The sequence below is a fragment of the Micromonospora xinjiangensis genome (assembly GCF_056150165.1).
This window is the reverse complement of record NZ_JAXCFO010000009.1, coordinates 85,884-99,927: the sequence shown is the minus strand read 5'-3', so window position 1 is coordinate 99,927 and position 14,044 is coordinate 85,884. Positions and strand designations below refer to the sequence as shown.

Annotated in this window: 11 protein-coding genes; 3 read left to right on the top strand and 8 right to left on the bottom strand. The window is 76.2% G+C overall.

Features of this window, described 5'->3' with window-relative positions; genetic code table 11:
* Positions 1-121 precede the first annotated feature (121 nt).
* The 3 genes from SM573_RS26600 to SM573_RS26590 all read right to left on the bottom strand — a co-directional run bounded on the left by SM573_RS26600 (position 122) and on the right by SM573_RS26590 (position 5,207).
* Positions 122-745: a hypothetical protein gene (locus tag SM573_RS26600; RefSeq protein WP_474614860.1), complete on the bottom strand. Its 624-nt coding sequence runs from the start codon at positions 743-745 to the stop codon at positions 122-124.
* Positions 746-3,324: 2,579 nt separating this feature from the next.
* The gene (locus SM573_RS26595; RefSeq protein ID WP_474615086.1) at positions 3,325-4,920 is read right to left on the bottom strand and encodes a replication-associated recombination protein A; all 1,596 of its coding nucleotides are present in this window, start codon (positions 4,918-4,920) and stop codon (positions 3,325-3,327) included.
* 74 nt (positions 4,921-4,994) lie between these two features.
* Positions 4,995-5,207, bottom strand: coding sequence for a hypothetical protein (locus SM573_RS26590; protein WP_328853458.1), 213 nt, complete (start codon positions 5,205-5,207; stop codon positions 4,995-4,997).
* Between the two features lie 140 nt (positions 5,208-5,347).
* Here SM573_RS26590 and SM573_RS26585 point away from each other — a divergent pair, with 140 nt between their 5' ends.
* Positions 5,348-6,088, top strand: a complete 741-nt coding sequence (locus SM573_RS26585; RefSeq protein WP_474615085.1) for a GNAT family N-acetyltransferase — start codon at positions 5,348-5,350, stop codon at positions 6,086-6,088.
* A 118-nt stretch (positions 6,089-6,206) separates the two neighbouring features.
* Here SM573_RS26585 and SM573_RS26580 read toward each other — a convergent pair whose 3' ends face one another.
* The 4 genes from SM573_RS26580 to aspS form a co-directional block, all read right to left on the bottom strand.
* The gene (locus tag SM573_RS26580; protein WP_474615084.1) at positions 6,207-7,535 is read right to left on the bottom strand and encodes an MFS transporter; all 1,329 of its coding nucleotides are present in this window, start codon (positions 7,533-7,535) and stop codon (positions 6,207-6,209) included.
* Entirely contained in the window at positions 7,532-8,125 is a 594-nt protein-coding gene (locus SM573_RS26575; protein ID WP_474617322.1) for a helix-turn-helix domain-containing protein, read from the bottom strand. Before SM573_RS26575 ends, SM573_RS26580 begins: the two co-directional genes overlap by 4 nt.
* Before the next feature lie 85 nt (positions 8,126-8,210).
* A complete protein-coding gene (locus tag SM573_RS26570) occupies positions 8,211-9,023 on the bottom strand; it encodes an SDR family oxidoreductase (RefSeq protein ID WP_474615082.1) in 813 nt (270 codons plus the stop codon).
* 97 nt (positions 9,024-9,120) lie between these two features.
* Complete coding sequence (aspS, locus tag SM573_RS26565; protein WP_474615088.1) at positions 9,121-10,926, bottom strand: aspartate--tRNA ligase; 1,806 nt, start codon at positions 10,924-10,926, stop codon at positions 9,121-9,123.
* A 153-nt stretch (positions 10,927-11,079) separates the two neighbouring features.
* Between aspS and SM573_RS26560 the strand changes: the two genes are divergently transcribed.
* On the top strand, positions 11,080-11,793 hold the full coding sequence (locus SM573_RS26560; protein WP_474615081.1) for a DUF998 domain-containing protein: 714 nt from the start codon (positions 11,080-11,082) through the stop codon (positions 11,791-11,793).
* Positions 11,794-11,876: 83 nt separating this feature from the next.
* On the opposite strand, the gene SM573_RS26555 is transcribed toward SM573_RS26560, so the two are convergent.
* A complete protein-coding gene (locus SM573_RS26555) occupies positions 11,877-12,923 on the bottom strand; it encodes a S1 family peptidase (RefSeq protein ID WP_474615080.1) in 1,047 nt (348 codons plus the stop codon).
* 252 nt (positions 12,924-13,175) lie between these two features.
* Here SM573_RS26555 and SM573_RS26550 point away from each other — a divergent pair, with 252 nt between their 5' ends.
* A complete protein-coding gene (locus SM573_RS26550; protein ID WP_474615079.1) occupies positions 13,176-14,006 on the top strand; it encodes a GDSL-type esterase/lipase family protein in 831 nt (276 codons plus the stop codon).
* Positions 14,007-14,044 lie beyond the last annotated feature (38 nt).

Genomic DNA, 14,044 nt, shown 5'->3' with positions numbered 1-14,044 from the left:
CCGGACTTTCCCGGAACGCACCACCGTCCGTGCCCACACCGCCGCTGCACGACCGTCGCCGGTCAGCGGGAACAGGCGGGCCTGCCAGCCCCAGACCCTACCGTCCGTGATGGAAATCGGCTCACGACGGTGAGGGTGTCGGCTCGCCCAGTGGGTCTCCGGTCAGCGACGGGAGCAGATCCTCCCCGGGCAGTGACGGTTCGGTGCTGGGCAACGGCCTGGTCCGCTCGTCGTCGATCGCGTTGCGGACCTTCACCGACACCAACGAGCCGGTGCACGTCTCCGCAGCGGCCGACGGGTCGGGAGACGGCACGATGGCCGGTTCGCCGTCGACCGGTGGCGGCACGCAGGCCGGGGCGCGTACCCAGAGGTCGAGCGTCAGCTCGTCCTTGCGCCAGCAGGTGTAGCTGCCCTTCTCCTCCTGTTCCGGGCACCGGGCCACCTTCCACGGCCGCCAGCCGTCCTGCCGCAGCGCGTCCTCGTAGACCTTGACGGTCTCCTCCGGCGACTTCTCCGAGGTGAGGGTGCGTTCGCGCAGCCGGCAGTCGAGCAGGCACCAGCGGCTGCCGCTGACGTCGTCGACCGTCTTCACCGCCGCCCACCCCGGCACGTTCAACTCGTCGAGCGAGTCGAAGACCGGGTCGCGACTGAGCGTACGGAAGCCGAAGTAGGCGGGCACGGCACCGAGCAGGACCACACTGACCAGCGCCAGGGCGAGCATCCGCAGCCGGCGGCGCTCACGCATCTGCCGGCGCAGCTCGGACCGCGCGCCGCGCAACCCACCGGCGCCACCGGCCTGCGCGTCCTCCTCGTCCTGCGCGCGCCGCAGGTGCGGCGGCTCCACCGGATCGGTCGCCGCAGCGTCCGCTTCCGGGAGGGGCGGGGGCACGACGGCGGCGGCACGGGCGGCCACGGGCGGCTCCGGCGGGCGGCCGGGGCCGGGGACCGGTGAGACACCGGAGGGTTCCGGCCGGCCGGGCTCCCGCTGCGGCGGCAGGGCCCGGCCGGCGACTCGGTCGTCGGGGCCCGGCCGGCCCGGGGCAGACGCGCGAGCGGCCGCGGTCGGGGGTCTGCCCTGTTCGCCCGTGGCGTCGGTGGCACGGCCGGGACCGTCGGGGCCGGGGCGACCCGGGGGGACGGCACCACTCAGCGGCGGCAGGTCGGGACGGGCGGCACCACGGGCCGGACCCTCCGGACCCGCCACGGGCGGCACCCCACCCGGACGGGCGGCACCACGAGCCGGACCCTCCGGACCCGCCACGGGCGGCACCCCACCCGGACGGGCGGCACCACGAGCCGGACCCTCCGGACCCGCCACGGGCGGCACCGGGCCGGGGCGGGCCGCACCACGAGCCGGACCGTCCGGACCGGACCCCGGCCGCGGTTCGGTACCGGGGCGTGGCGCGCGGCCCGGCCGGGCCGGCCCGGCGGGACCTCCGGAGGTCGGTTCGGAACCGGGCCGCGGCACGGCACGGCCGGTGCCGGTCGGGCCGGCGAGGCTTCCCGTGGTGGGGTCGGCCGACGCTTGCCGGCCGGCTCGGGCGGTCGGGGGCTCGTCGAGCGGCCGCTGCGGCGCCGCGCCTCGGCGGCCGGTCGGCTCCTCCTGTGCCGGGTCGCCGGGCAGTCCGTGACGGCCACCGGTCGCGCCGTCGGCGGGCCCGGGAACGCGGGGACCGGTCGGCTGCTCGCCGGTCGGATCCCCGCCCGGCGGCCTGGTCCGGCGACCGGCCCCGCGCGGGGCCGGCGGGTCCTGACCCGGTGGGACGAGGCCCGGGGCGGGCCGCCGGCCGGTGGACCGGTCCGGGGCCGCCGGTGGCGGCGCCGAGGCCGCACCGGCTCGGTTGATCACAGGCAGCTTCGGGTCGGTGTGCGGCGGCCGGCCCGCCTGTCGCAGCCAGTCGGCGGGGCGCTCGGGGCGCTCGCCCCGGCCGGGCGCGGCGGGGTCGGTCTCGTCCGTGGCGGCACGACGACGCCCCGCACGCCTGCCGCCCTCGTCCAGCTCCTCGGCACGACGGCGACCGGGGGCCTCCGCCCCACCCGTCGCACGACGACGGCCCGGGTCGGGCTCCGCCGGGTCGGCGGGACCGGGACGACCGTGCGCGGTGACGTCGGTGTCCTCGACGGCGCGGCGGCGACGCCCGCCGTCCCGCCCGGAGACCGCGTCCCCACCCGGGCTCGCGGGCATCGGCGAGCCGGCCACCGGCGCGGCCGTCGGCTGGTCGGGGTCGGCGGCACGTCGGCGACCGCCCGACGACGGACGGTCGCCGAGGGGCCCGGAGGCGGCGGGGTTCTCGGGGTCGAGGCCGGCACGGCGGCGCGCGCCGGCGCGACGGCCGCGCTCCGCGGGCCCGTCGGCGTGGAGCCCGTCGGGGGCGACGGGCTGCGCACCGACCGGCGGCAGGCCGGGGGAACCGGGCCCGGCGACCGGGCCGTGCTCGGTGGGGTCGACGGGCACGCCCTCGCCGGGGCGCGCGACGGCCCGCCCACCCGCGGGCACGCTCCCGGTCGACAGAGTCTGCTCGGCGGCGCTCCGGCGGCCGGGCGACGGCCGGCGGCTCGCCGGTGGGCCCGACGTCGGGTGCGGCGCCGGGCCGGCGGGCGGATGTCCGGTGGGGCCACCCGAGGTCGGACCCGCGGCGGCGGACCGCTCGGGACGACCGCCGGGCCGGGCGCCGGTCGGCTCGGCCACGGGCGGGGCGTCCGGTGATCCCGCCGGCCCACCCGGAACCGGGCGTGGCCGCGGGCCGGCGGCCGACCGGGCCGCGGGCGGGACACCCTGCGGGCCGGCGGGGCCACCCGGGGTCGGGTGCGGACCGGGGCCGGAGGTCGGGTGCGGACCGGGGCCGGGCACCGCGGCGGCACCCCGCCGGCCCGGCTGGGGCGGCGCGGCGCCGGGAACGCCGGCGACGCCCGGCGGCGGCGCGGGTGGCCGCTGCTCCGGGCGGCGCGCGGCGGGCGGCGCCTCGGGCGCGCCGGGCCACGGCCCGTCGGCCGGACGCCGGGCGCCCGTGTCGGGGCCGCCACGGCGTACGGGGGGCGCGGCGGGCGGCATCGGGGCGCCCGCGGGTGGCGGGGTGTCCGGGCCGGGGTGGCCGGGCGTCAGGGGCGCGCCGCCCCGCGGTACCGGTCCCGGCTCTCCGCCCTCGGGCCCCAGCTCGGCGCGTTGCTGCTTGGCCGACCGGAGGTCGTCGATCCAGCCGAACTCCTCGCCGACCACCGGTTCCTCCGGCGCGGCCTCGGCCCGGTTCCGCCCCCAGCGGCGGCCCTTGGCGCGGGAATCACGCCGCTCGTCCGGGCCGTCCTCCGGTCGCTCACCACGGGATCTCACTGCTGCCCCTCCTCGGCGGCACCGCTGCCGCCCTCCTGTGCCGCGCCGGCGCCACGCGGGCCCGCCGACCGGTCGCCGTTGACCGCCGCGGCCAGCGGGACCGGGTCCGCCGCCGAACCCGCCGGTCGCTCCCCCGGGGCGTCCGCCCGTGCCGTCGACGCGCGCCTGCCCGGCTCCGCCGGTGGCTCCGGCGTCTCGGGGCGGGCCGCCGGGGCGGGCAGGCCCCGCACGATCCGGCGCAGCAGCGGCACCCGGGCGGCCACCGCGCGCTCCGCGCCGTGCTGGCTGGGCTGGTAGTAGTCGGTGCCCACCAGGTCGTCGGGCACGTACTGCTGGGTGACCACGCCGCGCTGGTCGTCGTGCGGGTAGCGGTAACCGGCGCCGTGGCCGAGACCGCGGGCGCCCGCGTAGTGCGCGTCGCGCAGCCCTCGCGGGACGGGGCCGCCCCGTCCGGCGCGTACGTCGGCGATCGCCGCGCCGATCGCGGTGGTCGCCGAGTTGGACTTCGGGGCGGTGGCCATGTGGATCACCGCCTGGGCGAGGTTGAGCTGCGCCTCCGGCAGACCCACGTACTCCACCGCGTGGGCGGCCGCGGTGGCGACGCTCAGCGCGCCCGGATCGGCCATGCCCACGTCCTCGCTCGCGAAGATCACCAGGCGGCGCGCGATGAACCGGGCGTCCTCGCCGGCCACCAGCATCCGGGCCAGCCAGTGCAGCGCCGCGTCCACGTCCGAGCCGCGCATGCTCTTGATGAACGCGCTGATCACGTCGTAGTGCGCGTCGCCGTCGCGGTCGTAACGGACCGCCGCGACGTCCACCGCCTGCTCGGCGGTGGCCAGGTCGATCCGCCCGGTGCCCAGCGCGGTGGCCGAGGCCGCGGCGGCCTCGAGGGCGGTGAGCGCCTTGCGGACGTCGCCGGCGGCCAGCCGCACGAGGTGCTCCTCGGCCTGCGGCTCCAGGGTGAGCGCGCCGCCGAGGCCGCGCTCGTCGGCGACCGCCCGGCGCAGCAGGCCGCGGACCGCGTCGTCGTCGAGCGGCTGGAGGGTGAGCAGCACGCACCGCGACAGCAGCGGCGAGATCACCGAGAAGTACGGGTTCTCGGTGGTGGCCGCGAGCAGCGTGACGGTGCGGTCCTCGACCGCGGCGAGCAGCGAGTCCTGCTGGGTCTTGCTGAAGCGGTGCACCTCGTCGATGAAGAGCACGGTCTGCGGGCCGCCGCTGCGGCGCTGGCGGCGCGCGGTCTCGATGACGGCGCGCACGTCCTTCACGCCGGCCGAGAGCGCGGACATCGCGACGAACCTGCGATCGGTGGCCCGCGCGACGAGGTGCGCGATGGTGGTCTTGCCGCTGCCGGGCGGCCCCCACAGGATGACCGACATGGGCGCGCCGCCGGACACCAGTTGCCGCAGCGGGGCCCCCGGTGCGAGCAGGTGCTCCTGCCCGACCAGTTCGTCCAGGGTCGCCGGGCGCATCCGGACGGGCAGGGGCGAATCCGGCCCCACCGCGGTGAACCCGTCGGCGACACCGGAGCCCGCGGGGGCGCTGGGCGCTCCGGCGGGCTCGCCGAGGGAGAAGAGGGCGTCGGACTCCATCACGAGAACAGTACCGGGCCGGGACCGCGACGCCGGAATCACGCCGCGGCCCAGCCCTGGGTGATCGGTTCCGGTCAGCCGCGGCCCGGTCGCCGGCCGTAGTACCAGCGGCCACGGCCGCTGCCGCCCGGTCCCCGGCCGACGCCCGCCAGGTAGAGCGCGAGCAGCAGCAGGCCGATCAGCACGAGGGTGTTCCAGTTGAACAGGTCCGGCGCGCCGAAGTTGGTGTTCATCAGGTCGAGGAGCAGGGCGAATCCGAATACGATCGCCGCGAGAATGGCGAGCATGTCGTTCCTCCGGTGGGGGTTCCCGTCAGGTCGGCACGGGATGTACCCGATCGGTCCCGTCGCCAATCTCCACCGTGGACGCGGCGGCCCGAAGGGGCACCGGCGGACGGGTCCGCACCGGTGGCTCCTAGGGTGAGGGCATGATCATCGCCGACCAGGTGCTCGAGGGTCGGGCCGCCGTCCTGGCCGCCACCGGAGGCCACCCGTACGCCCGGCACTCCCTGTGGCGCGACAGCGCGCCGCGCGGCTACCGGCGCGACGGCACGGTGGTGTGGCTGCTGCCCGCCCGGCAGGGTCCCGCCGCGGCGGCGCTCGGCGCGGCGGGGGCCGCGCTGGACGTCTGCGCCGCGCTGGTGGCCGAGGGGGCGCTCGGCGCCGGCGACTGGCTGCACCTGCCCCGCTTCGACGCGACCGGGCCGGCCGGTCCACTGCGGGTGGCGAAGCACGAGGACTGGGACTTCCTCTGGACCACCACCCCGCCTCCGGAGCAGCCGGGCGAGGAGCGGGTCGTACGCCTCACCGAGGCCGATCACCCGGCGCTCACCGCGCTCATCGACGAGGCGTTTCCCACCACCACGTCGCGGCCGGGTGACCCCCGGGTCGTCGACTGGTACGGCATCCGTGACGGCGACCGGCTCGTGGCCTGCGGGGCGGACCGCAGCCGCGGCGAGGTCGGCTTCCTCGCCGGGCTGACCGTCGCCCCGGCCGCACGCGGGCGCGGCCTGGGCGCGGCGCTCACCGCCGGGATGACCCGCACGCTGCTCGCCCGGTACGACCACGCCGCGCTCGGTGTCTACACCACGAACGTCGGGGCGATCCGCCTCTACCGGCGGCTCGGCTTCACCAACACCGTGACCCGCAGTTCCGTGCTGCTGGGCTGAGCGACACGGACCGCCCGCCGTCCGCGTCCCGCACCGTGCGGCGCGGCGGCCGGAGCGCCACGCGGGCGAGCTTCGGGGGGCCGGCGGACGCCCGCCCCCCGCGGATACCCTCCGGTCCTCAGCCCACCGAGCCGGCCACCGGGGCGGCGTCGCCCGCGGGGGTCGACGGTGGCGTGGGCCCGGAGGTGTCCGGCGTGTCCGCCGCACCGGCGGCGCCTCGGCCGGCGCGCCAGGCGGGCAGGTAGAGCGGGGCGGCGACGGCCAGCACCACCGCGCCGACCAGCATCGCGGCGCGCACACTCACCGCGTCGGCGAGCGCGGTGAGCCCCACGGCGCCGATCGCGAACCCGGGCTGGCCCATCATGGAGTTCAGCGAGATCACGCTGGTCCGGTACGGGCCGTCGACCTGGCGGTGCAGCAGGCCCATGTGCAGCGGGTTGGACGCACCGTGCACCGTGTAGCAGGCGAGGTAGGCCACCAGCACACCGACCGGGCCGGCGAAGAGCCCCATCCCGACGACGGTGCCGCCCTGCAGGACGCGCAGCAGGGCGGCGCTGGGCGCGGCGCCGAGCGAGCGCAGCAGCAGCGGGGTGAGCGCCGCTCCGGCCGCCTGGGCCAGCCAGGCCGCGGAGCTCGCCGGGCCGAGCAGCGCCGCGGCCCGCTCGCCGTCGCCGACGACCTCGGCGAGGCGGACGGGCAGCAGCGACTCGAAGGTCACCATGCCGAAGCCCCAGAACAGCTCGACCGCCACCAGGGCGAGCAGCACCCGGGACCGGCGCAGCAGGCCGATCGCCTGCCCGACCATCCGGGGCGCCTCGGCGACCGACGCCCGCAGCGCACCCGCACCCCTCGCCCGGCGGACCTCGCGCAGCAGCACCAGCAGCACGACGAGGGCCACCACCTGCAGCGCACCGGCCGCCAGGACCGGCACGGTGAGCGCGCTGACCGGCCCCATCGGACCGAGCGCGACCAGCCCGCCGCCGAGCAGGGCGCCGGCGCCGATGGCGAGGCCGATGACGGTGCCCGCGTGGCCGAGGCCCGCCTCGTACTTCGCTTCCGGGTCGGCGGCCAGGGTCGCGTCGACGTACCAGGATTCGAGCGGACCGCTGTCCAGCGCGCGGAAGACCCCTTGCAGGGCCCAGACCAGGAAGAACAGGGCGAACGAGTCGGCCACCGCGAAGAGGGCGAGCGAGGCGAGGTTGAGCGCCCACGCGGCCACCAGCACCGGCTTGCGGCCGAGCGCGTCGGCGAGCCCGGCCGTGGGCAGCTCCAGCGCGAGCACGACGATCCCCTGGGCCACGGAGACCAGGCCGATCTGCGAGAGCGAGAGCCCCCGCTCCTGCATCAGCAGGATCATCACCGGGATCATGAGGCCCGTGGGGAGCCAGCGCAGGCCGTGCAGCACCAGGAAGCGGTGGCGCACCTGGGCCACGCTCAGGGCGCTCACCTCTCCCCCACCCGCGGGAAGGCGGACAGGAAGACGTGCACCTGCCGGGCGTCCGGCCCGTCCGGCGGCGGGCCCTCGTGGTAGCGCATCAGCACCTGCCACAGCTCGTCGTTGAGCGCCCGGAGCCGGGCCGGGTCGAGCGTCAGGACCATGTCGCTCAGCGCGGCGGCGTCGCGCCAGTCGCGTGGCTGGTCGTCGGCGACGGCCAGCCACGCTTCCGCCTGCTCGGCCATGAGCCGCACCTGGTTGGTCTCGATCCACCGCACCGCCGCCCGCGCGTCGGGGTCGTCGTCGAAGTCGGTGGGCTCGAAGTTGCTGATGTCGTGCACCGCCCGCCACCAGCGCTGCCGGCCGGTGCCGAGGTCAGGGTCCTCCTCGACGAGCCCGACCTCGGCGAGCTGCCGCAGGTGGTAGCTGGTCGCCCCGGTGTTCGTGTCGAGCCTGCCGGCCAGGGTGGTGGCCGTCGCGGGGCCGTCCACCCGGAGCAGGCCGAGCAGCCGCATCCGCAGCGGGTGGGCCAGGACGCGGATCTGCCGCGCGTCGACCTGGACGGTGCGCGGCTCGTTCGGCGCGGGGGGTGAGGTCTCCATACATGCACAATAACTGTGCACACTTCCTATGCACAATAGTTGTGCGTAGGAAGTGTGCACCGACGGAGGGTCGGCGAGCGGCCGGTCAGGCGGCGAGGAGTTCGCGCACGCCGCGCAGGCGGGTCCGCAGCAGCCCCGCGGCGCGGGTGGAGTCCAGGCGTACGTCGGTGGGGCGCGGCAGGCCGGATTCGGCGCCCGTGCCGGTCTTCAGGCCGGTGGCGTCGAGCCCTTCGTGGCGGGCCACCAGCCGGCCGAGGTCGGCACGGCTGACCGCGTCCGGGCCGGCCACGTTCAGCGGGCCGGCGTAGTCCGAGTCGACCAGCTCGCAGACGGCCGCGGCGAGATCGACGACGTCGACGGGGCAGCGCAGCTCGTCGGTGAACAGGACCGCCCGCCCGGCGAGGGCGTCCCGGCAGAGCTGGATCTGCTTGCTCCCCTCCCCCACGATCAGCGAGGTGCGGACGAGCACGGCGGCCGGGTCGATGGCCCGCACGGCGGTCTCGGCCGCCGCCTTCGCCGCACCGTAGGGGAAGACCGGGGTGGGCGGCTCGTCGTCGCCGTACGGCCGGTCGCGACCGGCGTGCAGCGCGTCGCTGGAGAGGTGCACCAGCCGGGCGCCCACCTCCGCGGCCGCGTACGCGACGTGCGCCGCGCCGTCGGCGGTGACCGCCCAGTCGCCGTACCGGTAGGGGGTGCCGACGACCGCGGTCGGCCGCACCCGGGCGACCAGCGCGCGCACGGCGGCGCGGTCGGTCACGTCGAGCCGGTGCGCCTCGACCCCGGCCACCCCGACGGCGCCCGAGTGGTAGGTCCCCACCACCTGGCGTCCGGCCGCGACGGCCCGCCGGCACACCGCACCGCCGAGAAACCCGCTGGCGCCCACGACGAGAACGGTCACGCCGCCCCTCCTCAACCCGGTGACCAAGAGGTCCGCGTCACCCGGACCCCGCGATCATGGCGCAGACCTCTTGATCGACCAGAGCTGACCGGGTGGGTCAGGTGGGGTCGGAGACCGGGGCCGCGGGGCCGGCCGTGCCCGCGTGCGGCGCCGCCTGCGGCTTCGGCTTGGCGTCGATGCCCGCCTCGGCGCGCTGCTGCGCGGTGATCGGCGTCGGCGCGCCGGTCAGCGGGTCGAAGCCACCCCGGGTCTTCGGGAACGCGATCACCTCGCGGATCGAGTCCGCGCCGGCGAGCAGCATGCAGACCCGGTCCCAGCCGAAGGCGATGCCGCCGTGCGGCGGCGGGCCGTACTTGAACGCGTCCAGCAGGAAGCCGAACTTGTCCTGCGCCTCCTCCGGCGTGATGCCGAGCAGGTCGAAGACCCGCCGCTGCACGTCGCCCCGGTGGATACGGATCGAGCCGCCACCGATCTCGTTGCCGTTGCAGACGATGTCGTACGCGTACGCCAGGGCCCGGTCGGGAGCCTCCTCGAACCGGTCCACCCACTCGGCGTTCGGGGACGTGAACGGGTGGTGCACGGCCGTCCAGCCACCCTCGTCGTCGCGCTCGAACATCGGCGCGTCGACGACCCAGCAGAACGCCCACGCGCTCTCGTCGATCAGACCGGCCCGCTTGGCGATCTCCACCCGGGCCGCGCCGAGCAACTCCTGCGCCTCACGGGTGTTCGTGCTGGCCGCGAAGAAGATCGCGTCGCCGGGCTTCGCGCCGACCGCGTCGGCCAGCCCCGCCAGGTGCGCCTCGGAGAGGTTCTTCGCCACCGGGCCGCGCGCCTCGCCGGTCTCCGCGTCCAGCACCACGTACGCGAGGCCGCGCGCGCCGCGCGCCTTCGCCCAGTCCTGCCAGCCGTCCAGCTCCTTGCGGGTCTGGCTCGCGCCGCCGGGCATCACCACCGCGCCGACGTAGCCGCCGGCGTCGATCGCGCCCGCGAAGACGCGGAACTCGGTCCCCCGCAGGTAGTCGGTCAGCTCGGTCAGCTCGACGCCGTAGCGCAGGTCGGGCTTGTCGGAGCCGTACCGGGCCATCGCGTCATGCCAGGTGATCCGCGGGATCGGCCGGGGGATCTCGTAGCCGGCCAGGTCCGACCAGAGCTCCGAGACGATCGCCTCGCCGAGGTCGATCACATCGTCCTCGGTGACGAAGGACATCTCGATGTCGAGCTGGGTGAACTCCGGCTGCCGGTCGGCGCGGAAGTCCTCGTCCCGGTAGCAGCGGGCGATCTGGTAGTAGCGCTCCATGCCGCCGACCATCAGCAGCTGCTTGAACAGCTGCGGCGACTGCGGCAGGGCGTACCAGCTGCCGGGCTGCAGGCGTACCGGCACCAGGAAGTCGCGGGCGCCCTCGGGCGTCGAGCGGGTCAGCGTCGGGGTCTCGATCTCCAGGAAGTCCCGCTCGTGCAGCACCTTGCGAGCCAGCTGGTTGGCCCGGGACCGCAGCCGCACGGCCTTCGCGGGCCCGCTGCGGCGCAGGTCCAGGTAGCGGTAGCGCAGGCGTACGTCATCGCCGGCCTCGACCTGGTCGTCCACCGGCAGCGGCAGCGGCGCGGCCTCCGAGAGCACCTCCAGCTCGGCGGCGGTGACCTCGACCTCGCCGGTGGGCAGGTCCGGGTTCTCGTTGCCCTCGGGGCGGCGGGTCACCTCGCCGGTGACCTTCACGCAGAACTCGTTGCGCAGCGCGTGCGCGTCCTCCTCGCGGAAGACGACCTGGACCACGCCGGACCCGTCGCGCAGGTCGACGAAGATGACGCCGCCGTGGTCGCGCCGGCGGGCCACCCAGCCGGCGAGCGTCACCGTCGAGCCGGCGTCCGCGGCGCGCAGGCTTCCGGCATTATGGGTACGGATCACGGCTGGCAACTCCTCATCGTGGAACAGTCCTCACCGGCATTCTGTCAGGGGCGACGCTCGTTCCTCCGGGCACCCGGCACGCCGGGGCGAATCGCTGGTGGGCGAGGCGCCGAACGCCGCTCGGCGAGCTCCCGCGTTGGCTACCGTGACCGGATGCGCGTCGTACCGACGTGGGCCGTCGCCGCCGCGGCGGCGGCACCCGTGCTGCTGGTGACCGGATGGACGGTCGCGGGTGCGCGCCAGCCGAGCGGCTACGACCCGATCCGGGACACGATCAGCGAGCTGGCCGGGCATGACGCCACCGACCCCTGGATCATGATCGGCTGTTTCGTGCTGCTCGGCTCCTGCTACGTGGCGATCGCCGCCGTGCTGCACGCGGCCTGCCTGCCCAGCCGCTTCCTGCTCGCCGTCGGCGGGGTGGCCACGATCGCACTCATCGCCTTCCCCCGGCCGACCGTGGGCGGCTCCCTCGGCCACGGCATCGTGGCGACGGTGGCCGTCCTCGCCCTGGCGCTCTGGCCCGCCGGCGCGGCGCTGCGGCTGCCGCGGGGCCCGGTGGCCGGGCCCGTCGCCCAGCCGCCCTGGGCGTTCCGGCGGGCGGTGGGGCTGACCGTCACCGTCGTTCTGCTGGGTCTCTTCGGCTGGTTCGCGTTCGAGGTGACCGGCGGGTCACGCACCGGCCTGGCCGAGCGGGTGACGGCGGTCGCCGTCGCGCTCTGGCCGCTGCTGGCGGTCCTGTCCGCCCGCCGGGCGCACCGCGCCCCGGCCGCCGACGCCGCACCGCCCGTCGGTCCCGGGGGAGCCGTGCCGGAGGGGCCGACCAGCCCGGCGCACGGCCCGGCTCCGCGCCGCCGTCGGCTTCCCTGACCTGACCGCTCCCTCGCCGGCCGTCCCCGGGAAGGCGACGCGGGCCGCCGGACGAATCCGGCGGCCCGCTCGCGGGGTGGGGATCAGAAGACGCTGACGCCGTAGCGGCTGAGCGCCTCGGTCACCGGCTGGAAGTAGGTGGTGCCGCCGGTGCGGCAGTTGCCGCTGCCGCCGGAGGTCAGACCCAGCGCGGTGCCGCCGCTGAACAGCGAGCCGCCGCTGTCGCCCGGCTCGGCGCAGACGTTGGTGCGGATCAGGCCGGAGACGCTGCCCTCGGCGTAGTTGACCGTGGCGTTGAGGGCGGTCACCGAGCCGCTGCGCAGGCCCGTGGTGCTGCCGGAGCGCTGCACGGACTGGCCGACGTAGGCGTTGCCGGCGCCGGTGATGTCGCGGTAGCTGCCGTTGTAGAGGTAGACGTTGCCGGCCGCGTTCGCCGAGTTGTTGTGGCGGACGATGCCGTAGTCGTTACCCGGGAAGCTGGTGCCGGTGCGGGTGCCCAGCAGGCTGGTCTGGGCGGAGTTCGAGTACCAGCTCGACGAGATGTTGGTGCAGTGCCCCGCGGTCAGGAAGTAGTAGGTGCTGCCGCTGCGGACGTTGAAGCCGAGCGAGCAGCGGCCGCCGCCGCCCGCGTAGATGGCCTGCCCGCCGGAGATTCGGGTGCTCAGCACGCCGGCCTCGGACTCGACCCGCAGCGCGCCGTTGGCCCGCGCGGCGGCGGCCTTGACCCGCTCCAGCTTGGCGCCGGTCACGGTGCTGTCCACGGAGATGACGACCTGGTTGGTGACCGGGTCGGTCCACCAGGCGGTGCCCGGGATCTTCACGCTGCGCTCCAGGTCGGACGTCACCCGGGCCAGCTCGGACGCGCCGCGCTGGACGAACCGCGGGGTGGCGCCGGCGGCGCGGACCTCGCGGGCGGCGGCCTCGTCGGTCACGGTGACGACCATCTTGCCGCTGGCGTCGGCGTACGAGCCGGCGGAGCGCGCGCCGAGCCGCTCGGCGAGGGTGGCCGCCGAGTCGGGGGACGCCGCGGGAGCGGCCTGGGCGGGTGCGCCGATCAGCGAACCGACGACCAGGGTTCCGGCCACGGCGACGGTGGCGGCGCGGCGGAGTGTGGACCTCGTGGGTCGCATGCAACAACCTCCAGGGAGGGGGCGACGGCCCGCACCGGGAGTGGCGAGGGCCCGGGAAGGTCCGGCCGAACTGGGGGAACCGGCCGGACTCACTGAAGTATTCACATGCTTAAGATCCTAAGCAAGACCCGGTTTGCCCTTTTCGCCCCGACGACGGCGGTCACCGGACGGAAACATTGTGGACACAGATGGTCGTCTATACCATCTGCTCACCGCCCCGTCACTGTCGGCAACCGCGATCCGGAGGCCACCATGTCCCCCATCCGGCGCCTGCTCGTCCCGCTCGCCGCCCTCACCGCGCTCACCCTGCTCCCCGCCACGCCCGCCGTCGCCGATCCCGGCCCGCCACCGACCGCCATGGCGAGCCTCGGCGACTCGATCACCCGCGGCTTCAACGCCTGCGGCTGGTACGTCGACTGCACGTCCCGGTCGTTCAGCACCGGCGACAACTCCGCGGTCAACAGCCACTACCTGCGCATCCGCGCCGTCAACCCGGCCATCAACGGCCGCAACCACAACGACGCCCGCTCCGGCGCCAAGTCGGCCGACATGGCCGGGCAGGCCGCCACGGCGGTCGGCCAGGGCGTCGGCTACGTCACGATGCTGATCGGCGCCAACGACGCGTGCACCAGCTCGGAGTCGAGCATGACGCCGGTGGGCACCTTCCGGGCCAACATCGACGCGGCCCTGAACCGGCTGCGGTCCGGCCTGCCCGGCGCCCGGGTGCTGGTGATCAGCATCCCGGACATCCACCGGCTCTGGTTCGTGGGCAAGGACAGCGGCAGCGCTCGCACGGCCTGGTCGCTCTTCGGCATCTGCCAGTCGATGCTGGCCAACCCGACCTCCACGGCGCCCGCGGACGTGGACCGGCGCGACCGCGTACGCCAGCGGGTCATGGACTACAACACCCAGCTCGCCCGGGCCTGCGCCGCGTACGGCCCGAACTGCGACTTCGACGACAACGCGGTGTTCGGTTACCCGTTCAGCCTCAACCAGCTCTCCGGTTGGGACTACTTCCACCCGAACGCGGCCGGCCAGCAGGTCCTGGCCAGCGTCTCGTACGCCGCCGGCTTCGGCTGGTGACGCCCGGTGGGCGGGGCGAGACGTCCCGCCCACCGGCC

What these genes read in the sequence shown, in the direction of transcription:
- SM573_RS26600 (WP_474614860.1), bottom strand. Translation starts at nt 745, where the DNA reads ATGCGTGAGCGCCGCCGGCTGCGGATGCTCGCCCTGGCGCTGGTCAGT.
- SM573_RS26595 (WP_474615086.1), bottom strand. Translation starts at nt 4,920, where the DNA reads ATGGAGTCCGACGCCCTCTTCTCCCTCGGCGAGCCCGCCGGAGCGCCC.
- SM573_RS26590 (WP_328853458.1), bottom strand. Translation starts at nt 5,207, where the DNA reads ATGCTCGCCATTCTCGCGGCGATCGTATTCGGATTCGCCCTGCTCCTC.
- SM573_RS26585 (WP_474615085.1), top strand. Translation starts at nt 5,348, where the DNA reads ATGATCATCGCCGACCAGGTGCTCGAGGGTCGGGCCGCCGTCCTGGCC.
- SM573_RS26575 (WP_474617322.1), bottom strand. Translation starts at nt 8,125, where the DNA reads ATGGAGACCTCACCCCCCGCGCCGAACGAGCCGCGCACCGTCCAGGTC.
- SM573_RS26560 (WP_474615081.1), top strand. Translation starts at nt 11,080, where the DNA reads ATGCGCGTCGTACCGACGTGGGCCGTCGCCGCCGCGGCGGCGGCACCC.
- SM573_RS26555 (WP_474615080.1), bottom strand. Translation starts at nt 12,923, where the DNA reads ATGCGACCCACGAGGTCCACACTCCGCCGCGCCGCCACCGTCGCCGTG.
- SM573_RS26550 (WP_474615079.1), top strand. Translation starts at nt 13,176, where the DNA reads ATGTCCCCCATCCGGCGCCTGCTCGTCCCGCTCGCCGCCCTCACCGCG.